Raw genomic sequence first — 25,501 nt, forward strand, 5'->3', positions numbered from 1 at the left:
CTCTGCCGCAGGAGACGCCGGGAGAGGCGTTTCAAATGGAAGAGGTCTCGTCCAGCTGGCAAAAAGAAATATGAAATTTGTAAATTTAGTTGAAAAATTGTGCAAAATATGTCATAATGGAGTCCCGTTGAATTGTAATGGCGGAATGACAAATAAATAGGAAATGAGGAGGAGCTTTTGTGGAAAAAAGTAGGAGTAGTTTTTCTGGAAGGATTGGCTTTGTGCTCGCAGCTGCGGGTTCTGCCGTTGGCTTAGGGAATATTTGGCGGTTTCCATATTTAGCGGCAAAATATGGCGGAGGTATTTTTCTCCTGGTTTATGTGATTTTGGCGATTACATTTGGTTTTTCCCTGATGATCGCAGAAATAGCACTTGGGCGGAAAACGGGGCTGAGTGCAGTTGGAGCATATCGAGCGTTAAATAAAAAATATTCCTTTATAGGGACGTTAACGTCCGTTGTGCCGATGATTATTTTGCCCTATTATTGCGTGATTGGCGGTTGGGTCGTGAAGTATTTTGCCGCTTTTCTGAGTGGCCAGGGAAATGCGGCGGCAGGCGAAACCTATTTTGCCAATTTTACGGCTCAAACGGCACAGCCGATCGTTTGGTTCTGTGTTTATGCCATCGCAACAGCAGTCGTCGTGTTGCTTGGAGTGGAGAAAGGCGTGGAAAAGGTCAGTAAGATTCTGATGCCCTTCCTGGTCGTTTTATCCATTGCCGTTGCCGCGTATACAGTTTGCATGCCCGGCGCTATAGAGGGCGTAAAATATTATCTATTCCCGGATTTTAGCAAATTTTCTACTACAACGGTGCTGGCAGCTTTGGGACAACTGTTTTATTCGATGTCCTTAGCAATGGGAATTATGATTACTTATGGCTCCTATATGAAAAAGGATGCGGACATGGAAAAATCTGTGGGACAGATTGAGATCTTTGACACGGGAATTGCTTTTTTGGCGGGCCTAATGATTGTCCCTGCGGTCTTTGTCTTCTCCGGTGGGGACCAAGCGCAGTTAAGCGCCGGCCCAAGCTTGATGTTTATCACACTTCCGAAAGTATTCGCCAGCATGCCGTTGGGCGGATTGATCGGCAGCGCTTTTTTCCTGCTGGTCCTATTTGCAGCACTGACCTCTTCAATTTCCCTGATGGAGACGGTTGTCTCCATTTTGCAGGATAAATTCCAATGGAGCCGCCGTATGGCATGTATGATCGTGATCATTGGAATGCTGCTTATTGGAATTCCGACGTCGCTCGGCTTTGGCATTTGGGACTTTATTCAGCCTTTGGGAATGTCCATTTTGGATTTCTTTGACTTTATCAGCAATAGCGTTCTAATGCCCATCGTGGCTTTCCTGACCTGCATCTTTATTGGGTTTGTTGTGAAGCCCGATCTTGTAGTGGAGGAAGTAAGGCTATCTTCCAAATTTAAGAGGGAAAAACTGTTCCGAGTGATGATTAAGTATGTCGCGCCAATTTTTATTGTTGCAATTCTGGTCAGTTCCGTGCTGAATTCGCTGAGGATTATAACCATCTGATTGAAAGAAAAAGGGACGCCGCCCGGAGTCTATCCGGGCGGCGTCCTTCTGTGTAAAAGGCCTGTGTTTGTATTCAGGAATGCGCAGGCAGGGAAGAAGCTACGTTTATGCTTCCAGACCTTCAAACTGCATGTTGTAATATTTTGCATAGATCCCATTTTTTGCGAGAAGCGTTTTGTGATCCCCGCGCTCCTGAATCCCATCGTCGTCCAGGACGAGGATTTCATCCGCGTTTCGGATCGTGGAAAGACGGTGGGCAATGACAATGGTGGTGCGGTTTTTGGCGAGCCGTTCCAGGCTTTGTTGGATATGCTGTTCACTTTCATTGTCCAAGGCGGAAGTTGCCTCATCGAGGATCAAAATTTTGGGGTTCTTTAAGAATACCCGTGCGATGGATAAGCGCTGTTTTTGGCCGCCGGAAAGCCGTGTCCCGCGTTCCCCAACGTCGGTGTCGTACCCATCCGGAAGGCTGACAATAAAATCATGGATATTGGCATTTTTGGCAGCTTCGATGATTTCCTCCATGGTTGCATCCGGCTTCCCATAGGCGATGTTCTCCCGGATGGTGCCGCCGAACATATAGACGTCCTGTTGGACAATCCCAATCGCGCTGCGCAGGCTTTTGAGGGTTAAACTGCGCACATCCTTTCCGTCTACGGACACAGAGCCCTCCGTTACATCATAAAACCTGGGAAGCAGGGAACAAAGGGTGGTCTTCCCGCCGCCGGACGGCCCGACCAACGCGATGGTTTTTCCCGCCTCGATATGGATCTGGATGTTTTGCAGCACATTGCTGGAATCGTCATAGCTGAACGAAACATTCTGATAGTCGATCGTTCCCTGCACATCGGTAAGCTCCTGTGCATCGGGGGCATCCACAATTTCCGGCTGTGTTTCCACCACCTCTAAAAAGCGCTTGAAACCGGAATAGCCCTTTTGGAACATCTCCGTGAACTCAATGAGCACATCGATGGGGTTGATAAAGATGTTGATGTAGAGCGCATAAACGGCCAGGTCCGTCAAGAGGATATCGCCGCGGGCGACAAAGTAGCCGCCGGACACAAGCACGGTGGTAAATAGAATCCCCTGAAAGAAATTATTCCCCGCGTGATAACTGCCCATGCGCCGGTAGTTCCGCTCCTTGGAGTCGAGGAATTCAAGGTTGCTCTTTTCGAATTTTTTCTGTTCCAATTCCTCGTTGGCAAAGGATTTTACAACGCGAATCCCGGCCAGGCTGTCCTGGACCCGTGAGTTGACGCCGGCGATTTTCCGGCGGTTGTCCATAAAGACCGCGCGCATCTTTTTGTTTTGGTCGATGCAAAAGAGCAGCATGATGAGCGTAACCGCGGCCAGAATCAGCGTCATCGGCACGTTGATCCAGAGCAGGAGCGCAAAGGAGCCGAGAATCTTTAACAGCGAGATGAAAATATTCTCCGGGCCATGGTGTGCCAGCTCCGAGATGTCAAACAGATCCGAGACCAATTTGCTCATCATTTCGCCGGTATTGTTGCGGTCGTAGTATGAAAAGGAAAGGCGTTGGAAATGATCGAACAGGTCCTGGCGCATATCGCTCTCCATGCGCGCGCCCATGACGTGGCCCTGATAGGTGATATAATACCGGCCCAGGAAGCGGAGAAAATACATCACCAACAGCCCAATCGCCATCCAGGGGAGAATCCGATAGATTGCCTGCGCGCCGTGCGCAAAGAGATCCTTGGTGGCCCAGTTTAGAATTTGGGGGAATGCCAGGTCAACTGCGCTGACCAGCAGTGCGCAAAACATGTCCATCCAGAAGACGGATTGATACGGCTTATAGTATTTGACAAATTTTTTGAAAACGTGCATAGTACCTCCTCAATGCAAATGAAAACGATCAGAGGGAAAACTCCCGCACAGCTTCCCTCAAAAGGGAAACATATCCCAAATCTGTTCCAGATTCAGGATATGTTTCCCTTTACAATCGATCAAATAGTTTTTTCGTCCCTTAAACTTTTTCCGGTTCAGGATAGGACTCTCCAAAGGTTTCCACTGTAATGGATTTGATGGTCTGCTCTTCATAAGGCCGGTCGCTGTAATCCCGGCTGACGTTTACAATGCGGTCGGCTTCCTCCATACCGGAAATCACCTTGCCAAAGGCGGCATACTGCCCGTCCAGGTGTGGGGCGTCTTCCACCATGATAAAAAACTGGGAACCGGCGGAGTTGGGATTCATGGCGCGCGCCATGGAAAGGACGCCGCGCGTATGCTTAAGGTTGTTTGGGAAACCGTTTCCGGAGAACTCTCCTTTGATGCTGTAGCCGGGCCCGCCCATTCCGGTGCCCTGCGGGTCGCCACCCTGGATCATAAAACCGGGGATGACCCGATGGAAGATGGTGCCGTTGTAAAAACCCTTCCCAGCGAGGGAGACGAAATTGTTCACCGTATTTGGAGCAATTTCCGGATACAACTCGGCTTTGATAACCCCTTCATTGGTTTCAATTGTGATAATGGGATGCTGCATAGTGCTCTCTCCTTCCATTGACCATTTGCACGATTCTTTATACCATATAGAGAGGCCGGATGGCCTCCCGTTTGAACAGAAAACGCCTTGCGGTTTCTGTTATGGTTTCATGTTCTCCTAGGCGTTGGAAGGCGGCGAACTTTCTGTGATGCCGGATTTCATTTGCGCCAGGAGATACCGTGAAGATATTATAACGTGCTTTTCCGGAATCATCAAGGCGGCGCCACTATTTTTCGATATAGAAAAGGATTTTCTTTTTTCGAGCCCCTATGCTATAATGGAAAAAGCTTTTGGAAAGCTATGACTTGGAAACAGGACCGATTAGGGATTGTCTACCAAGGAGAAAGAGGCTTTCCTTTTTAGGAAGACCGTATCAAACCCAGAGGTTTTCAATTTGCTGGAGAATGGTAAAAAATCGTTTTTCCGCGTTAATAGCGTTAATAGATACCTCTAACGCGGACGGATCATAGGAATCGAAATGCTATCAATGAAAGGGAAGATGTATGTTGAAATTGATCTCCTGGAATGTCAATGGCCTGCGGGCTTGTCTAAATAAAGGGTTTTTGGATTACTTCCACGCGGCAGACGCAGACGTCTTTTGCCTCCAAGAGACGAAAATGCAGCCGGACCAGGCGCAAATCGACCTGCCAGGCTACCAACAGTACTGGAATTCTGCGTTAAAGAAAGGGTACTCTGGCACGGCAGTCTTTACCCGGCTGGAACCGCTTTCGGTACAATATGGGATCGGTGCGGAGGAGCACGAAGGGGAAGGGCGCGCAATCACCCTCGAATTCCCCGATTTTTATCTTGTGACCGTGTACACGCCCAATGCACAGCGCGAATTGGCGCGCATTGATTACCGCATGGAATGGGAGGACGCCTTCCGCGCCTATGTGAAAGGGTTGGATGAGAAGAAGCCGGTGGTGATCTGCGGGGATATGAACGTAGCGCATCAGGAGATCGACCTGAAGAATCCAAAGACCAACCGGGGGAACGCAGGATTTTCCGACCAGGAGCGCGGTAAGATGACCGAACTTTTGGACAGTGGTTTTATAGATACCTTCCGGTGGCTACACCCTGATCTCACGGGAGCTTATACGTGGTGGAGTTACATGTTTCACGCGAGGGAAAAGAACGCCGGTTGGCGCATTGACTATTTCTTGGTTTCGGAACGGCTGCGTGACCGGGTACAGGCCAGCGAGATCCATGCCGAGGTGATGGGAAGCGACCATTGCCCCGTGGAACTCCTTCTGCAAGATGCATCCGGTGGGAAAAGGCTCTCTGTATAACAAGTTCATGGCAGATCGGTAGAAAAATAGCCGGGGGCCCTTTATTTTAGGACCGTCCCGGCTGTTTCATCGATGAACAGCGGCTGACGCCGGATGGATTTATTCGGCGTTGCCATCTTCTTTTTTCTTTTTTGCCGCATCGAGTTCACTTAGAATTCGTTCCACGGTGGTGCGGCGTGCATCCGCCTCAATGGAAAGTTCAATTGCCAGGCGGGAAAGACCCGCTTCCCCTTCTGGTAAAGCGGACTCTACGCGCTTGCAGACATCCTGCAACGCGGTACTCTGTGCAGAGCAGAACCGCTCATACATATTGGCGCTGCTGTTGTCCTCCAATAGCCCTTTTAGAAGCATATCAATGTCGGGGATGGCAAGCACCGGTTTTAGCATGCAGATGACCGTCAGCATGGCCAAATGTTCGCGTGAATATTTCTTCTGTTCCGGGCGTGGAAGCACGCCGTCCTTGACGTAATTATTGATCATGCTGGAGGTTAGCAGGTTGGTATCCTCCGTGCGTGCCAATGGCTCCAATTGCTTATTCATATAGGTCAGGACCTGATCCATATACAGATAGATTTCCGGAAGGCGGTCCCACTCTACCGGACGGTATTGTTGAATTCGTTCGATCCATTCCTGGATTCGATCGACAGCTTCGTTCATAGGAACTCCTTTCTGAGAAATGCTTGTAACGGAACGCAGGTCCGCGCAGGAATATCCCCGGTCGGTCGGACATCCCGGTATACAAACAATTAGGATGTAGATTCATTCTTTTTTTGATTCAGATAACGGCTGGGGGGAACCCCCATGTGCCGTTTGAAAACACGCGAAAAATACAGCTGATCGGAAAAACCAGTGGAATAGGCGACCTCTCCTACGGAAAGATTCCCCGCCTTGAGAAGCGCAGCCGCTTTGTTGATGCGGTAGCGCATTAAATACTCGTTCGGCGGCATGGAGACATGCTGCATGAAAATGCGGTACAAGTGGCTACGGCTGATACCAGCGCTCTCCGCAACGTCCTCGATGTCGATGTCTCTCGAATAGTTATAGTCGATAAATTTGATGGCCTTTTGTACGTACTCATAGCCTGTCGTCCGCTGCGTAGAAGCGTTTCCCAAATGGTCGATCAGTTCCGCCATAAAGAGGTAGAGACCTCCCAGCATGCGGGCTTCGGCAGCAGGGGTGGAACCGGATACATTGCAAATATCGGTTAACAGGCCCTCTAGCTTGCCATCATGTTCATAATGAAAGACAGGATTTTCTTCGTTTAACCCCGTTTGATCCACCAGCTGTTTGGCATCGCTGCCATTGAATCCCACCCAGCAATATTCCCATGGTTCTTCCGTATCCGCGGCATAGGAGGCCACACAGGACGGTACGACCAAGAAGCCGTCCCCGACGGAAAGATTGTATTCATTTCCTTTAACAGAAAAAACGCCGCATCCAGAAACGATATAATGAATTAAATAATGATCGCGGATTGCGGGTCCCCAGCTGTGGCCCGCGGCGCAGCGCTGCACACCGCAACTGTACACCGCAAGCCCCAAATTGTTGTGGTGGGGCACCTTAAAGGAACGCCGGAATTCTTCGTTCGTCATGCCAATCCCTCCAATGAAACGCGGGTGTTGGGTATTTCTATTATAATTCCTCGGGCGCTTTTGTGCAATGACTCTGTGGCAATTATCGAAAAAGAAAACCTAAATTATACCAAAAATTCATTGAAATTGGTCTTGTTATCGGTTATAATATGAATTGTTATTTATGAATTTTTTAATACATAGTAAATATATTGTTTAAAATTGAGATATGCCAGATGTAAAGCACTTAAAGGGTGGTTTGTTTTTCGATCCACCCTATTGTATATTATCTTTAAGGAAGAATGGGGAAATTTAAATGGATCCACAAAATGAAGCATTGCTCTCATTAACAATACTGCTGACCGGCCTTGTGGTGGTATTTGCCGTATTGATCTTTTTGATCTTGATTATCAATGTCTATGGCAATATCATTTACAAGGTAACGCAAAAGCGGCACAAAGGAAAAGACAAAACAGAAGATGTTCGTGCGCCTGTTTCTGCACCGGAACCTGCTCCCATTGAGGTAGAGGAGGGAATCCCCAGCGAGGTGGTTGCGGCCATTTCTGCAGCGGTCTATATGACATGCGGCGATTCCGCTCCCGTGATCCGTTCCGTTAAGCGTGCTGCCACAAATCCGCGTTCCCTTTGGGGGGAAGCGGGCAGGCTGGAAAATACACGCCCCTTCTAAAACAACGATTGATTATGTAAGGAATGTTTTTGTAACGGACAGGCCATTCAGCCTGACACAATTTGAAAAAGAAAGGGCTGACATTTTCAGTGCAAATTATCAATGAATTTGTAAATTCCATTTTGGATATTTTGAGAAGTTCCGGTTTTATGACCAACGATTGGCGCAACTATATCATGATCGGAATTGCCTGTATCTTGATCTACTTGGCAATTAAGAAGGAATTTGAGCCGCTTCTGCTTTTGCCAATTGCGTTCGGTATGATGATGGTAAACCTGTATCCAGCGATTATGGCCGAACCGACAGCCACGGCAAACGGAGGCTTATTCTACTACTTATATCAGGGCGTAAAACTTGGTATTTATCCGCCTTTGATTTTCCTGGGGATTGGCGCCATGACAGATTTCGGCCCCCTGATCGCCAACCCGAAGAGCTTTTTGCTTGGAGCTGCCGCGCAGTTGGGTATCTTCCTGACCTTTATCGGCGCGATCTTTATTGGGAATCTTGGTATCCCGAATTTGTCCTTTACGGCACAAGAAGCTGGTTCGATTGCGATTATCGGCGGCGCAGACGGCCCGACGGCAATCTTTGTGACATCCAAATTGGCCCCGCAGCTCTTGGGGCCGATCGCTGTAGCGGCGTATTCCTACATGGCCTTGGTCCCGATTATCCAACCCCCGATTATGAAGGCGTTGACGACCAAGAAAGAGCGTGCGGTGGTTATGGAACAGCTCCGCCCAGTTTCGAAGCTGGAAAAGATTTTGTTCCCGATCATCGTTACCATCCTGATTTCCCTCTTACTGCCCGATGCGGCAACGCTGGTTGGCATGCTGATGCTGGGCAATTTGATGCGCGAGAGCGGCGTTGTTTCCCGTATTGCTAACACTGCGCAGAATGAATTGATGAATATTATCACGATTTTCTTGGGCGTGACGGTTGGTGCAACGGCGAGCGGTGAAGTTTTCCTGAGCCCGCAAACCATTGGCATTATTATCCTGGGCCTGTTGGCTTTCTGCTTCGGCACAGCCGGCGGCGTGTTGTTTGGCAAGCTGATGTTTATCGCCACAAAGGGTAAGGTAAACCCGTTGATTGGTTCCGCAGGCGTTTCGGCGGTGCCGATGGCGGCGCGTGTCAGCCAAAAGGTCGGCCAGGAGGAAAATCCGGGCAATTTCCTGCTGATGCATGCAATGGGGCCGAACGTTTCCGGCGTAATCGGTTCGGCGGTTGCGGCAGGCGTGTTGATCAGTATCCTCGGCTGATGAAATTTGAAAACGAAATAGGTGTTGAACGAACTGTACCCGCACACTCTTAAAGCGTGCGGGTATTTCATTGAGGGGCACAGTTGTGCTCTGTCTAGGACGTTAGGAGTAAAGATCATGAAGGAACAGACAGCAAATGCAATTTTACAGTGGAAGAAAGCGGTCATGGAGCGGGAGTTTTCCCGGATGAACGGTAGGCAAAAAGAGGCGGTGTTCCATACGGACGGCCCCTTGTTGATCCTGGCTGGTGCGGGAAGCGGAAAGACAACGGTTTTGGTCAACCGCATTGCCAATTTGATCCGCTGGGGCGGGGCATATCACAGTACAGCGCTGCCTCCGGAACTTTCGCAGGAGGATTTGGATCTGCTGCAAGCGGCAGCGGAAGAGGGACGGGCCCTGCCCGATGCGATCCGCGAGCGTTTGGCCGTGGAACCCTGCCGCCCTTGGCAGATTTTGGCCATCACTTTTACCAATAAAGCGGCCGGGGAATTGAAAAACCGCTTGGAGACGATGTTGGGACCGGCCGGGGGCGACATCTGGGCCTCTACCTTCCACTCGACCTGCGCCCGGATGCTGCGCCGGGATGGGGAGCGGCTCGGCTATACCAGCCACTTTACGATTTACGACACCGATGATTCCCGCCGCTTAATCAAGGATTGCCAAAAGGCGCTCAACATCGACGATAAGGTTTTGTCCTATAAATCCATCCTTGCGGCGATCTCCCGCGCGAAGGACAATTTAATTTCTCCAAAGGAATACGAACAGCAGGCGGGCAAGGACAACCGGCTGATCCTGCTGGCACAGGCATATAAGCTGTACCAGCAGCGCCTCAAAGAGGCGGACGCCATGGATTTTGACGACCTGATCTGCAATGCCGTGCGGCTGTTTGAGGAATGCCCGGATGTGCTGGAATATTACCAGGACAAGTTCCGCTATGTGATGGTGGATGAGTACCAGGACACCAACCACGCGCAGTATATGCTTGTGAAGCTCTTGGCGCAAAAGCGGCAGAACCTCTGCGTGGTGGGCGACGATGACCAAAGCATCTATAAATTCCGCGGGGCGACGATTGAAAACATCATGAGCTTTGAAAAAAGCTTCCCGCGCGCGGCGGTGATCCGTCTTGAGCAGAACTATCGCTCCACGCAGAATATCCTGGACGCGGCAAACGCGGTGATCTCCAACAATACGGAGCGCAAGGGGAAGACCCTCTGGACGGAGAACCCTGCGGGCGCAAAGATCGCGGTACACACGGGATACAACGAACAGGATGAGTCGGATTATATTGCCAAGAAGGTTTTGGAGGAGGTAGCCGCCGGCCGGAAATATTCCGATTTTGCCGTGCTCTACCGCATGAATTCGCAGTCGAATATTTTGGAAAAGATGTTCGTGAAGTCCGGCGTGCCGTATCGGATTATCGGCGGCTTGCGCTTCTATGAGCGCAAGGAGATCCGCGACATGATCGCCTACTTGAGCGTCATCAACAACCCCACAGATGAAATGCGCTTGCGCCGGATTATCAACCAGCCGAAGCGCTCCATCGGGGACAAGACCATTGCACAGGCTTCCGAGATTGCGGCTACCCTGGGCGAATCGCTGTTTGATGTGATTTGCCACGCGGATTCCTACGAACCGCTCAAACGTACGGCGCCGAAGCTGCTCCAATTTGCAGAGCTGATGCAGTCGCTCATCGAGGCCTCCAACGACCCGGATGTCAGCCTGAACGATCTATACCATCTCATCTTGGATCGGACGAATTACATCGAAGCGCTGAAGGCCGCCGAAAACGACGACGCGCAGGACCGCATCGACAACATCAACGAATTGTCTTCCAATATCATCAAGTATGAGGAGGACAACGGGGACGAGGCAAGCCTCTCCGGGTTCCTCGAGGAGGTCTCCCTGATGACGGATATCGACAACTTCGACGAAACCGCGGATACGGTGGTTATGATGACCATGCATTCCGCGAAGGGCCTGGAATTCCCCGTGGTGTTCCTCCCGGGGTTTGAAGAGGGGATTTTCCCTGGGTTGCAGGCGATTTACAATCCGAATGAAATCGAGGAAGAGCGCCGCCTGGCTTATGTGGCGATCACGCGCGCCAAAGAGGAGCTCTACATTCTCAACGCGGAAAGCCGTATGATCTTTGGCAGCACCTCCCGCAATAAGCCCTCCCGGTTCATTGCGGAGATCCCGGAGGAGCTGATCGAGCGTTCGCGGACGCGCGAATGGAAAAAGCCGAAGCCCGGGATGGTGCTTCCCACCTCTTCCTATGAGGCGCGGGTGGTGTCCGCCAATGCAGCGCGCCACTTTGGGCCTTCCAGCCTGGAACAGGGCCATGCGCCGTCGGAACCCCTGCGCGTGGGCGACCGCGTGTCGCACCGCACCTTTGGCGAGGGATGCATCCTCACCGCAACGCCGATGGGCAACGATACGCTGTTGGAGATCGCATTCGAACAGGTTGGCACGAAGAAGCTGATGGCCAATTTTGCCCGGCTGACCAAATTGAGTGGAAACCAGTGAGCCCCTTTTATGATGCTTTGCACAGCGAAAAGAACGGGGAGGGGCTGCGGCTTCCCTCTCTTGACAAAGCGCTCCGGCGGCTTTTGGGTTGGAAACCTGCCCGCCGGATGATGTGCTTTCCATAAAAGAAACCCGCCGATCGATGGGGCGGGCGTCAAAAACACGAGCCTGTGAGGTCTTTTCCCCACAGGCTCGTATTTTATGCTCCGACATACGGAGCGATGCAAACGTTTTAGTCGGAACTGCTGGGTTTGCGGTTGCGGCAGTCACAGCCACACCCGGTTTCGCCCACCTTGGGCGGGAAGAATTCATCCGTCGGAAATTCAATGCGGCGGAACATATCGCACGGGTTGTCGCTGGTGGTGACGCACTCCTTTTCCGGGATGCAGAAGTCATAGGCCGGGATCAGCATCTGGACGTTGCGCACAATCTGCACAATGGTGAATACGCCGATGGTGACATAGACATTGCGGCAGGTGTTGGTTTCGAACTGGCCGCCAAAGCGCTGGCAGATGCTGTCCGGGATGCGGCAGCACGCGTCGCAGCAGCCCATCGGACGGTCACAAATGCGCGCAGAGAGGCCGATCGGCTCCGCAACCTGCACCGTGGCCTTGGGTAGGACCCGGCCGCTGGTGAGCTGGGCGTCCACCTCATCGCAATTCAAGTCGGAGCTGAACATCTTGACGTTGCCCTCGCTGCCGAACAGGATGACCTTCTTGTTAAAGACGGATACGCCGCTGACGATCACCGGGCCGCCGCTCGGCAGGGAATAGACGTCCAGGCAGACGTTGAAGAAGAAGGTCATGTCGATCGAATAGAAGCCTTTGTTAAAGGGCACGGGCTCCAGGTCGAGATAGACCGTGATAACCTCCACATTGCGGATACGTACATTGGTTGCTTGTTCGATCAAGTCGTGCTTATCGGGCGTGAAGTAAACGCGAAGGTCCTCTAAGCAGTCTTTATCGCTGCAACTATCGTAGATGCGCATAGCGTCGATGCACACCGCTTCTTTGAAATTCCCGCCTGGTTCCTGCGGCGTGGAGTTGCAATTGTTCTCATCCATGGTAAAAATCCTCCTTACATCTGAAAAGTCGGGAAAAAGAACCCGGCGCGCGGCGTTTCAGACGCACGCACAACCTTGTTTCTCCCTAACAGTTTATGGCAGGCCGCTCTTTTTGCTACTGGAATATTTCAAAAGAAACAGAAGGCGGATGCGCAGGAAGGCAGGCGCCGCGCGGAGCCAAGCGCCATGGGCAAGCGGGTGTGCAGATGTGGGGGATGGAGGCGGCGGGCAAAATCAGGTGGGGCGGATATCAAGGAAAAGTCGCACACAAAAAAAGAGCAGTCATTCAAAAATGACTGCTCTTTTTTGTCCCCTGTCGGGGCGTTGATTGTGTTTCATGAACATTCCGAAAGCGATCGCAGGGATGTCCTTTCCGTCCCCTAGCGGGGGATGGATTGTTTCAAAATAGAATTGCTGTAGCAAGACAGTATTACAATGATTTCTCGTCCCCTGGCGGGGCGTTGATTGTTTCGTGTTTAAAATTCGGCAGTGTGAGCTAGTTTCCGTCCCCTGGCGGGGCAGTAATTTTTTCATGGTGCAATGTCTAAACGAGATGCCTCGCATATTTCCGTCCCCTGACGGGGCGTTGATTGTTTCGATGGAAGAGAAGTAATGCGTCAATATTTCATGGCTTCGTCCCCTGGCGGGGCAGTAATTTTTTTCATGGTGCAGTGTCTAAACGAGATGCCTTGGCTATTTCCGTCCCCTAGCGGGGTATTGATTGTTTCTGGATTTATTCCAAAGACTGTCAGCGGCGGTGGATTTCCGTCCCCTAGCGGGGTATTGATTGTTTCGCACCCAGCCCTCGGCGTAGTCCCACTCCTCCAGTTTCCGTCCCCTAGCGGGGTATTGATTGTTTCTTAGTTGCCTAGGGAAGATTTTGTTTTATGTGGGTTTCCGTCCCCTAGCGGGGTATTGATTGTTTCGTCTGACGGGAGGAACCGCCAGACATGGGAAATGTTTCCGTCCCCTAGCGGGGTATTGATTGTTTCACAAGTGCAGCTATAAACAGCGCGTTTGGAAGCGAATTTCCGTCCCCTGGCGGGGCATTGATTGTTTCTATACACGGATGGGATTGACCCGGAACCGCTATTCATTTCCGTCCCCTGGCGGGGCATTGATTGTTTCGATGCTTACCAGAAGAAAGGATGAACACCATGAAGAATTTCCGTCCCCTGGCGGGGCATTGATTGTTTCGGCAAATGTGCATAAAATTCTCCTGTATTTTTGCCAAACACATCAAATCTGTTTTCATTATAACATGCGTTTTGCTTCAAGTAAAGCAAATTTGCATAAAATTATCCATGAAATCCATCGCTCTTTTGTAACAGTATCGGTGCGAAGCGGCTGAAACTGGGCGCCGCTTACCCCTCCCAACAGACAGCTTCGCACTTTGCAGCCCTCTCTCGGCTTGCGGCTTCCGCTCTCCGGGTTCAAGCTTTCCCATTGGCGCATCCCCCTTGTTCCGCGTGGTGCAAGGTGCAAAATTGCTGCAAAAAAAGGATGCAACTAGGAAAATTTTATTAAGGAATTGCAAAAGATGACAAATTGTGCTAAAATAACAAAAACAGACGCTTGAGCCGATGCGTTTTTATGGAAAGCTCAGCGGGGGAGGAGGTCTTATGGAACGAGAACGGTTTGCGTGGAAATGCCTGCTGCATGCCCTGCGGCCGTATGGCCCGCCGGAGGTGTGGCAGTCGTCGTTTGGGCCGGACATGGAGACGGCGCTTTCGGAGGAAGAACAGGCGCTTTTGCGCCGGGCGTCCGGGATTGTCGTTGGCACGGCAAAGCTGGATGCATCCGAGGGCGGCCTGCTTTCCATCTTCGATTTGCTGGACGGAGGGACGCCGGGCCGGATGTTCCGCCCGGATGCGGTGGAGCGCTTCCAATGTCCGGCGGAACAGGCCGTCCGCCCAGCTGAAAAACAGGAGCGGATGCAGCGCTGCTTGGAGGGGCTGAAGGCGGCGGACGGGCGCATCGAACCCGCCCTGGAGGTTTGCAGGCAGCAGCTTTCCTATTATCCTTCCGGCATCCCAGGGGTATCCCTGTATCAGAAGGCGCGCCTGGAGGTCTGCCTGGCGTGCTGTATGCGCGAAGCGGGGCTGGAATCCCCGTTCCTGCTGGTCTCCTGCGGCTTGCCGGGGATTCAGAAGTTTTTGTACACGATTTCCGGCAAAGGGGTTTTGAAATCCCTGCGGAGCCGGTCGTTTTATTTGGATTTGCTGGAAGAACATCTGATGACGGAATTGCTGGACCGTCTGCACCTCTGCCGGGCGCACCGGCTGTATGTGGGCGGCGGGAGCAGCTATGCCGTCCTGCCCAATACGGACCGCACGCGGGAAACCTTAGAAGCCTGCCTGCGCAGCGTCAACCAGTGGCTGCTCAAGCGCTTTTCCGGCGCGCTGCAATTCCTCTATGCCTGGGAGCCCTGTTCCGGGCCGCAGCTCAAAAACGAGGGCGGGACAGCTTACCAGGAGATCTTTGCCCGGCTGGAAAACAAGCTGAACCAAAAGCGCAACCGCCGGTTTGACGCCAGCGGTTTGACATGGCTGAATTCCCAGGAGATGAGCGACCCGGAGCGGGAATGCCGGGTCTGCGCGGGCAGCAGCCTGCCGCTGGATGGGGACGACCTCTGCCCGGTCTGCCGGGAATTCCGGGATAGCTCCTCCGGCCTTGCTGCCCCGGGAAAGGTGGCGGCCGTCTGCCGCGCAGTTTGGGAAGAGGGCGGCACGCCCCTGACGCTTCCCTCGCTGGATGGGCAGGATTGGTTTGTCTATATGATGGACCGGGCGCAGGCGGACCGCCTCCGTGCAGAACAGCCGGGGACCGTCGTCCGCGTTTATGCGCCGGGTGGCGGGGGCAATGCGGATATTCCGCTTCCGCTCGGCGCTTATGCATATACGATCGATGAAAAAATGGCGACGTTTGAGGGCCTTGCGGCGTGTTCCAAAGGCATCCGGCGTTTGGGCGTCCTGCGGGCGGATGTGGACAACCTGGGCCGGGCGTTCGTCAGCGGGTTCCACCGGCGTTTGCAGTCCGGGGAAACCGGTTCCGGCCTCCCTCTGACGGCGTCGCTCTCGCAGCAGTTGACGCAGTTTTTCAAGGTCCACTTGCAAACGATTTTGCAGGGGACGGAGGGACCGGTCGAGCCATTTCACCTTGTGTGGAACGAAGCGGGAAAACGTTCCCCGCGCAAGGCCATCGTGGTCTATGCGGGCGGGGACGATCTCTTTATTGTGGGCGCCTGGAATGAAATTGTGGAACTGTCGGTGGACCTGTACCGCGCGTTCCGGGGCTTTACCGGGGGCCGTTTGACCTTTTCCGCCGGGATTGGCCTGTTTTCCCCGCACTATCCGCTCTATGCGATGGCAGAGGATACGGCGATCTTGGAGGACGCAGCCAAGGGAATCGACGCCGGGAAAAACGGCCTCGCCCTGTTTGGCTTGGAGCTGCTGCCGGACGCCGGTGGATCGGTGCGGCATGTGGCGCGGCACCTGTACCATTGGGATACCTTTATCGAAGAGGTTGTCACGGAAAAGCTCTATTTGTTGGAGCGCTATTTTGAAATGGACCGGAAGGAACAGAACGGCCGGGGGAGTTCGTTCCTTTACCGCCTGAAGAATTATGCGGAGCAGTTGGATCGAACCCCAGGGCAAACGATCAACGTGGCGCGCTTTGCGTATCTGTTGGCCCGGATGGAGCCAAAAAAGGACAAGCGCGAGCTGTCCGATTTGTATCATGAATTTTCGACAAAGCTGTATCAATGGATCAAGGATGCGGAAAGCCGCAGGCAGCTGCTGACGGCGATGGAACTGTATTTGAACTTGATCCGGACATCACAGGAGAAAGGGGAAGAGCAACCATATGGCGAGTGATTGGAAAGACGCGCTGGGAGGTTTGATCGGGAAAACCCCCGAAGAGGTCGCTCGGACGCAACGGCAGCCCGCCGGCCAGAAGGCGTCCTCCGGCAAAGAACCGCCGGCATTTTTCAGCAGGGACGATTATGTAGATTTGGCCGATCAATGTATGCAGCGGCTGGGAAGGCCCAGTAAAAACAAATGGAATAAGGAAAATGAAATCAAACGAAATTATGGGGAGCTGACCAGCAGCCAGATGCGGAATCTCTTTGCGCTTGTTACGCGGCTCTACAACCGAGTGACCATCGGCGGGGAGATCACCCCCGCGGACATCGGGAGCATCAAGGTGCGGATGGTGTACGATGCGGGACGGAAAGCGGATGTGCAGAGCTTTTTGCAGGAGTCGGGGCTTTTAAGGGGCCTCGACTTTATCGGCACGGATAAAGGGCGCTTCCTGCGGTATGCGCGCTATATGGAAGCGTTGGTTGCCTACCACTATTATTACACCGATAAAAAGGACTAAAGGGGTGGAACGATGTATCAGAAATTGATGATTCAAGGGCAGATTGAAGTGCTGACCGGGTTACATATCGGCGCGTCCGACGTCTATGCCGCCATCGGCGCGGCAAATTCCCCTGTGGTGCGGGACCCAAAGACGCAGTACCCCATCATTCCCGGCAGCAGCTTGAAAGGGAAAATCCGGACGCTCCTGGTGCGGGATGCCGTGGAGGGCTATGTCTTGCCGGAACCGAAGGACGATCCACCCCCAATTGCCCGGTTGTTTGGAAAACCAGCTTCCAGTGCAGAAACAAAGGCGGTGGCTTCCCGGCTTCAATTTATGGATTGCTTCCTGGCCAATGCAGACGAGTTGATGGACACCGGCTTTACAGAGGTCAAAACGGAAAACAGCATTAACCGGCTGACGTCGATTGCCAATCCGCGGCCTTTGGAGCGCGTGATCCGGGGAGCAAAATTTTCCTTTGCGATGATCTATAATGTGGAAAATCCGGCGGAAGTAGAGGAAGATTTCCAAACGCTCGCGAAGGGGATGCAGCTGCTGCAATTGGATTATTTGGGCGGCCATGGCAGCCGGGGCAGCGGACGCATCCGTTTTGAGGAGCTCAAGGTCATCCAGGCGACGGGCAAAACGGAAAAGATCGAAACCCTGCAAAAGACGCTTGAGGGTGTGAAAGATGCGAACGTATTACCTTTATAAATTCCATTTTTATGGGGCGCTCCACATTGGGCCGGACGATGGGCGGAATGTCTTGCAGTCGTCTGGGATTCTGCTACATTCCGATACGCTGTTTTCTGCCCTGTGTATTGAGGCGCTGCGGGACGAAACAGCGCGAAACAGCCTTTTGGAAGAGGCTGCGGCAGGGCGGTTCCTGCTTTCGGACGCGTTTCCCTACCGGGCAGACGAGCTCTTTCTCCCGAAGCCGCTGATCCGCACAGAACAAGGGCTCCGGCAGATGCAGGACCCGGGACAGCGGAAGCTGTTCAAAAAATTGACGTACCTGCCAGCCTCCCTTTGGGATGCGTACTTGGACCTCTGGCGGGAGGGCCGTCCATTCGACGCGGCCGCCTGCCTGCAACAGCTTGAAAACCTGTCCTTTTTGGATGAACGCGCCTGTGCCGCCGTGCGCGGCAAGGAGGAGACCGACCCATACCTCGTGCGGGGGCTGCAATTTAACAAGGACTGCGGCCTATATTGTATTCTGGCTTTTGACGATGATCGTGTGCGCTCCCTTGTGGAAGGCCTTTTGCAATCCCTGTCCTTCAGCGGGGTCGGCGGGAAACGGAGCGTTGGCTTCGGAAAATTCCAATTGGAGTGCTGCGGCGAATTGGCTCAAAGCGCCTGCGAAGCGGCCCGGGTTCTGGGGACATACCTGTCCGGAGAACCCGCCGCCCACTGGATGACCCTGAATACCTCGCTCCCGGCAGAGGACGAGCTGGAGGAAGCGATGGAGCACGCGGAATATTCCCTTTGCAGAAGAGGGGGCTTCGTCCATGGAGGGGGCTACAAAAAGCGGACGGTCTATGCGTTTGCGTCCGGTTCCTGCTTTTCCAAACGGTTTACCGGCCAGGTGCGGAATGTTGCGCCGGAGGGACGCCAACCGGCGCTGCGCATGTTAAAACCGATGTTTTTGGGGGTGGATGTATGAAAGAAACCATCCATATGGTGCTGCGCGTCTTGACGCCGGTCTTTGTGGGATGCGGGCAAAAACTCTTGAAAAAGGAATACATCTATATCCCGAACGAAAACCACGTCTATGTGCCGGACCGGGATCGCTTTTTCTCCTGGCTACAGGAACGGAATCTGGTGGACGCATATACGGATTTCATTCTCAGCAGCGACAACAGCCTGTACCAATGGCTGCTGTCCCAGAAGGCGTCGAAGGAAGAGATTCGCGGATTGGCCGCGTATACGGCGCACGGCGGGGATCGAACCATCAACGGAAAGCCGATCCGCCTGGACGATATCCATTCCATGGTAAAGGGGCCGGGCGGAAAACCCTATCTTCCCGGCAGCAGCATTAAGGGCGCTATGCGGACGGCGCTCCTGAACAAGATGGTTGCCAGCAAGAAGCCGTGCCCATTTTCGGAAGAGGCGTTCCACAAGGGCGTGCAGGAGATAGACGCACGTGTAAAATCCGGGAAGGAACCGCATGGCCGTGCCAGCAAGAGCCTTTTTCGCCGGGAAGCCGGAAACATCGAAGAAGGGCAGTTCCACAAATTGCGGCTGATCAACCAAAAGGGGAAAGAAATCCCGAGCTATAATGCGGTCTGCTCCGCCATGCGCGGGCTGTCGGTTTCAGACAGCCTGCCGGTGGATGCATCCTGCCTGACGCTGTGCCAGAAGCTGGACGTGGGGCCCAGCGGCGGGATTTCCTCCCGCGTGCCCATGATGCGCGAATGCTTGAAGCCCGGCACGGAGCTGCACGCCGCCCTCACCCTGGACGACTGCTTCCTGCGGGAGGCGGGGATGGACCGGCAATTTTTGGTCGAGGCAATCCAGGAATTCTATGCGCTGCAAAACCGGCAGTTCGTCGCGAAATTCCATGGGTTCGAACATGAAGCGGAGGAACGCGGGTGCGTGCTCTATTTGGGCGGCGGGTGCGGGTTCCCCAGCAAAACGATCCTCCAGTCCCTGTATGGGGATGCATCGCTCTCTTGCACCGCAGAGCTGCTCACCTTTTTGTTCCCGGATGGCTACCATGAAACCGACGTGGCCGCCGGGGGTTCCCCGCACATGCTGAAATGCACCAAATGGGAAGACCGCCTGGTCCCCATGGGGAAATGTGAGGTGCTGTTTCCATGACGACGAGCATCCGCCTGGAATTGGAGGAAACCCATCGCGCGCCCCTGGTGGCGGAGGACGCCTATTGCCTGTACGGTTGGCTGATGGAGCAGCTTCCACCCGCTTATGCCGCGTATCTGCATGAGGAAGGCGAGCGGCCGTTTTGCCAATATCTGCTCCCGTCGAGGGACGAACGCCATCGGGCTGTGTATCAATGGACGCTGTTTTCGGAGGACGCAGTGCAGATGGTCGCGCCCATCCTGCTGAACAGCACGTCCTTTCCATTCCGCAGCGGTGGGAAGCAGGTCTGCGTGCGAAGGGCGGAAAAAGAGACGTTCCGCTTTGAAGAGGCGGTCGAGCGCTGTTTTACCGCGCCGGCGCTTCCATCTTCCTATCAGCTGCGCTTCCTGTCCCCCACGACGTTTAAAACCGAAAACCAGTATGCGCTGTTCCCCACCGCAGGGCTGGTGGTAAAGAGTGCGGCCTCGCGCTTTGCGCTGCTGGACAGCGGTGTGACGCTACAGGATGAAGAGGCGCTCCGGCAGCTCGTCGAATCGGCGCGGATCATTGGCTATTCGCTCCACACGCAGAGATACAGCATGAAAGGCGCCGTGATACCGGGCTTTACCGGTTGGATACGGCTGGCCATCCATGGACCAACCTCCATGAAACGGCTGTTTTGGCTGTTGATGTGCGCGCTGCCCCATACCGGCGTTGGAATCAAGACGGCGCTGGGGATGGGCGGCTGTACGGTGGAAGAATCTTTCCCAAAAACAGAGGAGGTTTTTTCATGGAACAGATGAACATCAAGTCCCTGCTTCGCAGCAAGCAGACGCTGCTGGAATCCAAGCTAGATGTGTTGATCAACCATCCGGTCACAAAGGGCGACCACTGCGAGGGGGCCTGGATCGACTTTTTCCGGAGCTTTTTGCCCAGCAAATATGCGGTGGATAAGGGGTTCGTATTCGACAGCAAAGGGGCGGTCAGCGAGCAGATCGATATTATTATCTATGATGCCCTGTATTCCCCGCTGATCTTTGGAACCGATGCGGGCGAAAAATTCATCACGGCGGAAAGTGTCTATGCGGTCTTTGACTCAAAGCAGAAGATCGACAAGGAGACGGTGGAGTACACAAACCGGAAAATCGAAAGCGTGGTGAACCTGCACCGGACATCGCGTAGAATGGTTGTCGCCGGTCGGGGGGTTTCCCCCAGAGACCTGCCGCCCATTCTCGGCGGAATTCTGGCCGCGGCATCCGCTGGTTGGAGCACAGTGGAGTCTTATGTGGAGGACAATCCGAACATTGACATCGGATGCGCGGTAAAATCCGGCTCTTTCTTAGTAAAGCGCGATCCGGAGAGAAATTTCTTATCCATGCTGCACAGCGAGCCGGAGGAAGCGGTTCTCGCGTTCTTTTATATGATTCTGGATGAGCTTTATAAGCTCGGGACCGTCCCGGCGATCGATATCCGCGATTATGCCAACGCGACATTGACAAACGTCCACTTAAAAACGGACGAAGAAAATTTGCAGACGGAGTCATCCGAAAAAACTTCTGAGGCAGATGGTTCTGTCTCGGAAGAGAAGGAAAACCAAGAGGAACCGGCTGTAAAATAAATAACATGTAAATCAAACAAGGCGCCTACCCCACGCAAATGGGATAGGCGCCTTGTTTTGTCCCCTGGCGGGGTAAGATTTCTGTCTTGGAATTGATGGCGTTTGGCTGGATGTAGCAGAATTGCCGTCCCCTGGCGGGGCATGGGGTGTAACGGGAGATGGTAATGACGGTCCATCGCTGATTCGCATTTTCGTCCCCTGGCGGGGTGAGGACTGTTATCCAACGATCAGAGGGCTATCACAATCGAGGTCGCATTTTCGTCCCCTGGCAGGGCGTGGTTGTGATGGTTCTCCAATATTCCTAACATCCCATGACATCCCATAGCCGTCCCCTGACGGGGCATGGGTTGTAACTTCCTAATCTAGTAGAGACTGCAAAAGGATATATATTTCCGTCCCCTTACGGGGAATGCGTTGTAACTGCGGTGCCGGCTGGATTTCGCTGGACTACACCACATAGCCGTCCCCTGGCGGGGTAAGGATTGTAACTCATAATCATATGGACCATACGGGATTGTCGTCCCCTGACGGGGCGTGGATTGTAACCGTACTTCTAACCATGAAACTCGCTGTTGTTTGGCTTTCCGTCCCCTGACGGGGCGTGAGGTGTAACCTCGCATCGTTTGCTAGTACGCCCAAAGCTCAAAAGTTTCCGTCCCCTGGCGGGGTTTGGATTGTAACGGGGAAGTGTTCTTCTTAGATTGGCTCTCCTGCAACGTTCCCGTCCCCTGACGGGGCGTGGGTTGTAACTTTATCTTTTCGAAATATCAGCTTATTTTGCAATAAAGTTTCCGTCCCCTGACGGGGCGTGGGTTGTAACTTTACTCCATATGGTTCCAAGGTTTTCGATACTTTTCCGTCCCCTGACGGGGCGTGGGTTGTAACCTGCCTGAGCTGGTAGGGGTGCGTAAGCAGTCTTTGTTTCCGTCCCCTGACGGGGCGTGGGTTGTAACCTGGCGTAAATGGCTAAACGAGCCGGCGGAAGAAGTTTCCGTCCCCTGACGGAGCGTGGGTTGTAACTCCACCCCTATTATACCCAGAAACCATGCGGGTTGTAAAGGCTCAAAGTGCGAACCTCATAAAAATAACCCCTGTTTTGCCTGGCTTTTAGCAAAAATACCGCTCCATCCCAGGCGCGCTGCGCGGTGCGGACTCCCCGGAAAACGGCTTGTGTACTTGGGGTCCGCACAAAGGCGGTTTTGTGCCCGGGAAACCGCTTTTCTGGTCAGCATTTCGAGGCGGATGCATTTTCCAAACTCTTTTGCAGATGTTTTTCCCAGCCCTTGTGTCGTATGATTTATGGAGGATTGCTGTGTTCAAAACCAGCGTTCCATTGTGGCTCTTTCCTCCAAAGGGCGTTCCAATTTGTGCATAGTCCAGACAAAAAATGGGCATTCTTCCCCTCGTGGGGAACAAATTTTCCGGTTTACATAAAATATTTCATCTGTTCATGATTTATTCATATATATGCGGTATACTTTTAGCACACTCGATAAAAGAGTGCTAAAAATATATTTCAAACCCGCATGAACACTGAATGTGTAAACGATAGGAGGGGTTGAACATGAATGCACAGAAATTCACCCAAAAATCCCTGGAAGCCATCCAGGAAGCCCAAAACCTCGCCATTGAAAACAACAATATGCAGATCGAGGAAGAACACCTCGTGGCGGCTCTGCTGCAACAGCGCGACGGGCTGATCCCGCAGCTGCTGAAAAAGATGCATGTAGACTGCGACGCCGTCCAGCGCGCAGTGGCGGAAAAGATTTCCCGCATCCCGGGCGTGACCGGCCCGGGCCGTGAGGCGGGGAAAATCTATGTTTCCGCAGACGTGGATGCAGTCCTGACTGCGGCGGAAAAAGAAGCCGACCGGATGAAGGACGAGTATGTTTCCGTCGAGCATATCATGCTTGCAATTTTAAACCGGCCTAACAACGCCATGAAGGACGTCTTCCAGCGCTTTGGCATTGAGAAGAACGCCTTCCTGACCGCGCTGTCCAGCGTGCGCGGCAACACCCGCGTGACCAGCGACACGCCGGAGGAAACCTATGACGCGCTCTCCAAATACGGCCAGGATCTGGTTGAACTTGCAAAGAACCATAAGCTCGACCCGGTGATCGGCCGCGACGACGAGATTCGAAACGTCATCCGTATTCTGTCCCGCAAGACGAAGAACAATCCGGTGCTGATCGGCGAACCCGGCGTCGGCAAAACCGCTATTGCGGAAGGCCTGGCACTGCGTATTGTGCGCGGGGACGTGCCGAACAACCTCAAAGACCGCAAAATCTTCTCCCTGGATATGGGCGCGCTGATTGCCGGCGCGAAATTCCGCGGCGAATTTGAGGAACGCCTCAAGGCAGTGCTGAACGAGGTCAAGAAGAGCGAGGGCCGGATTATCCTGTTCATCGATGAGCTGCACACCATTGTGGGCGCGGGCAAAACCGAGGGCTCCATGGACGCAGGCAACCTGCTCAAGCCGATGTTGGCGCGCGGTGAGCTGCACTGCATCGGCGCGACGACGCTCAACGAGTACCATCAATACATCGAAAAGGACCCGGCTTTGGAGCGCCGCTTCCAGCCGGTCATGGTGGATGAGCCGAGCGTGGAGGACACTATCTCCATCCTGCGCGGCTTAAAGGAACGTTATGAGGTGTTCCACGGCGTCAAGATCCAGGATCAGGCGTTGATTGCCGCGGCGACGCTCTCCAACCGCTATATTTCCGACCGTTTCCTGCCGGATAAGGCCATCGACCTGGTGGACGAAGCGTGCGCCATGGTCCGCACGGAGATCGACTCCATGCCGACCGAGCTGGACGAGATTTCCCGCAAGATCATGCAGCATGAAATCGAGGAAGCGGCCCTGAAAAAGGACACCGACCCGCTGACGCAGGAGCATTTGAAGGACATCCAGAAGGAACTGGCGGACCTGCGCGCCCAGTTCAAGGAAATGAAGGCAAAGTGGGAAAACGAAAAGCAGGCCATCGGCAAAGTGCAGAAGCTGCGCGAGGAAATCGAGCAGGTCAATGCAGAGATCGAAAAGGCCGAACGCGCCTATGATTTGAACAAGGCCGCCGAATATAAGTATGGCAAGCTGCCGGAGCTGCAAAAGCAGCTGGCAGAGGAAGAGCAGATCGCGGAAAAGAGCCAGTCCTCGGAGACAAACCTTCTGCGCGACAAGGTCACGGAGGAGGAGATCGCGAAGATCGTGGCCCGCTGGACGGGCATCCCGGTCTCCAAGCTGATGGAGAGCGAGCGCGAGAAGCTGCTGCACCTGGACGACATCCTGCATGAGAGGGTGGTCGGGCAGGACGAAGCGGTGGAGAAGGTCAGCGAAGCGATCCTGCGTTCCCGCGCGGGGATTCAGGATCCGAACCGCCCGATCGGTTCGTTCCTCTTCCTGGGCCCCACAGGTGTGGGCAAAACAGAGCTTGCAAAGGCCCTGGCGCAGGCGTTGTTCGATGACGAGCGCAATATGATCCGCATCGACATGACCGAATATATGGAGAAATTCTCCGTGTCACGTCTGATCGGCGCGCCTCCGGGATATGTCGGGTACGAGGAGGGCGGCCAGTTGACCGAGGCGGTCCGCCGGAAGCCGTACTCCGTCATCCTCTTTGATGAAGTGGAGAAAGCGCACCCGGATGTATTCAATATCCTGTTGCAGGTGTTGGACGACGGCCGCATCACAGATTCGCAGGGCCGTACCGTGGACTTCAAGAATACGATCATCATCCTGACTTCCAACCTCGGCTCCAGCGCCATCCTGGAAGGGATCGGTGCAGACGGCCAGATCAGCGAACAGGCGAAGGAGCAGGTGAACGCGCTGTTGAAGCAGCAGTTCCGGCCGGAATTCCTGAACCGTCTTGACGAGATTGTCTTCTACAAGCCGTTGACGCGCGACGAAATAGGCCATATTGTGGACTTACAGATGGTGGACTTACAGCGCCGTCTGGCGGATAAGCAGCTCGGCGTGAAGCTGACGCCTGAAGCCAAGACGTTCATTGTAGACAGCGGTTATGACCCGGTCTACGGTGCGCGCCCGTTGAAGCGTTTCCTCCAAAGCAAGGTCGAAACCCTGATTGCGAAGAAGATCATTCAGGGGAACATCAAGCCACGTGAGACGCTCCTTGTGGACTATGATGGCAAGCAGCTTGTTGTAAAAGATGAGGGATAATAGAAGCTCATTGAAGAATGGATGCAGTGCAATGTGTATCGCACATTGCACTGCATTTTTCTGCCTTTCGGCTTAACATCCCCTGATCCAACCAGGGGTAAATAAGAAAGCCTTGGCGAAACA

At 53.5% G+C, this 25,501-nt stretch carries 18 protein-coding genes and 1 CRISPR repeat array; of the genes, 13 read left to right on the forward strand and 5 right to left on the reverse strand.

All coding sequences use genetic code 11. The features are described 5' to 3' along the window. Positions 1-179: 179 nt before the first annotated feature. A complete protein-coding gene (locus tag I2G69_RS01065) occupies positions 180-1,535 on the forward strand; it encodes a sodium-dependent transporter (RefSeq protein WP_195560048.1) in 1,356 nt (451 codons plus the stop codon). Positions 1,536-1,640: 105 nt separating this feature from the next. Here I2G69_RS01065 and I2G69_RS01070 read toward each other — a convergent pair whose 3' ends face one another. Beyond that, positions 1,641-3,380, reverse strand: a complete 1,740-nt coding sequence (locus tag I2G69_RS01070; RefSeq protein ID WP_191441352.1) for an ABC transporter ATP-binding protein — start codon at positions 3,378-3,380, stop codon at positions 1,641-1,643. A 139-nt stretch (positions 3,381-3,519) separates the two neighbouring features. Then, positions 3,520-4,035 carry a peptidylprolyl isomerase gene (locus I2G69_RS01075; RefSeq protein WP_087230177.1) on the reverse strand — a complete coding sequence of 172 codons (516 nt, stop codon included), beginning with the start codon at positions 4,033-4,035 and terminating at the stop codon, positions 3,520-3,522. Between the two features lie 506 nt (positions 4,036-4,541). On the opposite strand from I2G69_RS01075, the gene I2G69_RS01080 reads away from it, so the two are divergent. Then, positions 4,542-5,324: an exodeoxyribonuclease III gene (locus I2G69_RS01080; protein ID WP_087230339.1), complete on the forward strand. Its 783-nt coding sequence runs from the start codon at positions 4,542-4,544 to the stop codon at positions 5,322-5,324. 99 nt (positions 5,325-5,423) lie between these two features. On the opposite strand, the gene I2G69_RS01085 is transcribed toward I2G69_RS01080, so the two are convergent. Together I2G69_RS01085 and I2G69_RS01090 are read right to left on the reverse strand one after the other, a co-directional pair. Continuing rightward, complete coding sequence (locus I2G69_RS01085) at positions 5,424-5,981, reverse strand: DUF1836 domain-containing protein (RefSeq protein WP_191362270.1); 558 nt, start codon at positions 5,979-5,981, stop codon at positions 5,424-5,426. An 89-nt stretch (positions 5,982-6,070) separates the two neighbouring features. Further along, positions 6,071-6,916, reverse strand: coding sequence for an AraC family transcriptional regulator (locus I2G69_RS01090; RefSeq protein ID WP_191362269.1), 846 nt, complete (start codon positions 6,914-6,916; stop codon positions 6,071-6,073). 295 nt (positions 6,917-7,211) lie between these two features. On the opposite strand from I2G69_RS01090, the gene I2G69_RS01095 reads away from it, so the two are divergent. The 3 genes from I2G69_RS01095 to I2G69_RS01105 all read left to right on the forward strand — a co-directional run bounded on the left by I2G69_RS01095 (position 7,212) and on the right by I2G69_RS01105 (position 11,365). Then, positions 7,212-7,583 (forward strand): OadG family protein, encoded by a 372-nt coding sequence (locus tag I2G69_RS01095; RefSeq protein WP_191362268.1) that lies wholly within the window; start codon positions 7,212-7,214, stop codon positions 7,581-7,583. A gap of 89 nt (positions 7,584-7,672) precedes the next feature. After that, the gene (locus I2G69_RS01100) at positions 7,673-8,842 is read left to right on the forward strand and encodes a sodium ion-translocating decarboxylase subunit beta (protein ID WP_419761397.1); all 1,170 of its coding nucleotides are present in this window, start codon (positions 7,673-7,675) and stop codon (positions 8,840-8,842) included. Between the two features lie 117 nt (positions 8,843-8,959). Then, complete coding sequence (locus I2G69_RS01105) at positions 8,960-11,365, forward strand: ATP-dependent helicase (RefSeq protein WP_191441349.1); 2,406 nt, start codon at positions 8,960-8,962, stop codon at positions 11,363-11,365. Between the two features lie 232 nt (positions 11,366-11,597). Here the strand turns inward: I2G69_RS01105 and I2G69_RS01110 are convergent, their stop codons facing one another. Continuing rightward, a complete protein-coding gene (locus tag I2G69_RS01110) occupies positions 11,598-12,428 on the reverse strand; it encodes a hypothetical protein (protein ID WP_243254722.1) in 831 nt (276 codons plus the stop codon). Positions 12,429-13,123: 695 nt separating this feature from the next. Further along, positions 13,124-13,625: a CRISPR direct-repeat array (repeat unit 33 nt; unit sequence GTTTCCGTCCCCTAGCGGGGTATTGATTGTTTC). A 425-nt stretch (positions 13,626-14,050) separates the two neighbouring features. Between I2G69_RS01110 and cas10 the strand changes: the two genes are divergently transcribed. From cas10 to clpB, 8 genes are all read left to right on the forward strand, one after another. Further along, complete coding sequence (gene cas10, locus I2G69_RS01115) at positions 14,051-16,303, forward strand: type III-A CRISPR-associated protein Cas10/Csm1 (RefSeq protein ID WP_195560049.1); 2,253 nt, start codon at positions 14,051-14,053, stop codon at positions 16,301-16,303. Continuing rightward, positions 16,293-16,808: a type III-A CRISPR-associated protein Csm2 gene (gene csm2, locus I2G69_RS01120; RefSeq protein WP_087230194.1), complete on the forward strand. Its 516-nt coding sequence runs from the start codon at positions 16,293-16,295 to the stop codon at positions 16,806-16,808. The genes cas10 and csm2 overlap by 11 nt, the downstream gene beginning before the upstream one ends. Positions 16,809-16,820: 12 nt before the next feature. Then, positions 16,821-17,501 carry a type III-A CRISPR-associated RAMP protein Csm3 gene (gene csm3 / locus I2G69_RS01125; RefSeq protein WP_195560050.1) on the forward strand — a complete coding sequence of 227 codons (681 nt, stop codon included), beginning with the start codon at positions 16,821-16,823 and terminating at the stop codon, positions 17,499-17,501. Next, positions 17,479-18,450: a type III-A CRISPR-associated RAMP protein Csm4 gene (gene csm4, locus I2G69_RS01130; protein WP_195560051.1), complete on the forward strand. Its 972-nt coding sequence runs from the start codon at positions 17,479-17,481 to the stop codon at positions 18,448-18,450. Before csm3 ends, csm4 begins: the two co-directional genes overlap by 23 nt. Continuing rightward, entirely contained in the window at positions 18,447-19,607 is a 1,161-nt protein-coding gene (csm5, locus tag I2G69_RS01135; protein ID WP_195560052.1) for a type III-A CRISPR-associated RAMP protein Csm5, read from the forward strand. The genes csm4 and csm5 overlap by 4 nt, the downstream gene beginning before the upstream one ends. Next, on the forward strand, positions 19,604-20,389 hold the full coding sequence (cas6, locus tag I2G69_RS01140; RefSeq protein ID WP_195560053.1) for a CRISPR system precrRNA processing endoribonuclease RAMP protein Cas6: 786 nt from the start codon (positions 19,604-19,606) through the stop codon (positions 20,387-20,389). Before csm5 ends, cas6 begins: the two co-directional genes overlap by 4 nt. Beyond that, complete coding sequence (locus tag I2G69_RS01145) at positions 20,377-21,204, forward strand: DUF6602 domain-containing protein (protein ID WP_195560054.1); 828 nt, start codon at positions 20,377-20,379, stop codon at positions 21,202-21,204. The genes cas6 and I2G69_RS01145 overlap by 13 nt, the downstream gene beginning before the upstream one ends. Positions 21,205-22,768: 1,564 nt before the next feature. After that, positions 22,769-25,378, forward strand: a complete 2,610-nt coding sequence (gene clpB / locus I2G69_RS01150; RefSeq protein ID WP_191441343.1) for an ATP-dependent chaperone ClpB — start codon at positions 22,769-22,771, stop codon at positions 25,376-25,378. The last annotated feature ends 123 nt before the right edge of the window (positions 25,379-25,501 follow it).

The organism is Anaeromassilibacillus sp. D41t1_190614_C2, assembly GCF_015558525.1.
Classification (GTDB): Bacteria; Bacillota; Clostridia; order Oscillospirales; family Acutalibacteraceae; genus Anaeromassilibacillus; species Anaeromassilibacillus stercoravium.

Coding starts and splice junctions, on each gene's coding strand:
- I2G69_RS01105 (WP_191441349.1), top strand. CDS start 8,960: ATGAAGGAACAGACAGCAAATGCAATTTTACAGTGGAAGAAAGCGGTC.
- csm3 (WP_195560050.1), top strand. CDS start 16,821: ATGTATCAGAAATTGATGATTCAAGGGCAGATTGAAGTGCTGACCGGG.
- I2G69_RS01090 (WP_191362269.1), bottom strand. CDS start 6,916: ATGACGAACGAAGAATTCCGGCGTTCCTTTAAGGTGCCCCACCACAAC.
- I2G69_RS01085 (WP_191362270.1), bottom strand. CDS start 5,981: ATGAACGAAGCTGTCGATCGAATCCAGGAATGGATCGAACGAATTCAA.
- csm5 (WP_195560052.1), top strand. CDS start 18,447: ATGAAAGAAACCATCCATATGGTGCTGCGCGTCTTGACGCCGGTCTTT.
- I2G69_RS01095 (WP_191362268.1), top strand. CDS start 7,212: ATGGATCCACAAAATGAAGCATTGCTCTCATTAACAATACTGCTGACC.
- csm2 (WP_087230194.1), top strand. CDS start 16,293: ATGGCGAGTGATTGGAAAGACGCGCTGGGAGGTTTGATCGGGAAAACC.
- cas6 (WP_195560053.1), top strand. CDS start 19,604: ATGACGACGAGCATCCGCCTGGAATTGGAGGAAACCCATCGCGCGCCC.
- I2G69_RS01070 (WP_191441352.1), bottom strand. CDS start 3,380: ATGCACGTTTTCAAAAAATTTGTCAAATACTATAAGCCGTATCAATCC.
- I2G69_RS01110 (WP_243254722.1), bottom strand. CDS start 12,428: ATGGATGAGAACAATTGCAACTCCACGCCGCAGGAACCAGGCGGGAAT.
- clpB (WP_191441343.1), top strand. CDS start 22,769: ATGAATGCACAGAAATTCACCCAAAAATCCCTGGAAGCCATCCAGGAA.
- csm4 (WP_195560051.1), top strand. CDS start 17,479: ATGCGAACGTATTACCTTTATAAATTCCATTTTTATGGGGCGCTCCAC.
- I2G69_RS01145 (WP_195560054.1), top strand. CDS start 20,377: ATGGAACAGATGAACATCAAGTCCCTGCTTCGCAGCAAGCAGACGCTG.
- I2G69_RS01075 (WP_087230177.1), bottom strand. CDS start 4,035: ATGCAGCATCCCATTATCACAATTGAAACCAATGAAGGGGTTATCAAA.
- cas10 (WP_195560049.1), top strand. CDS start 14,051: ATGGAACGAGAACGGTTTGCGTGGAAATGCCTGCTGCATGCCCTGCGG.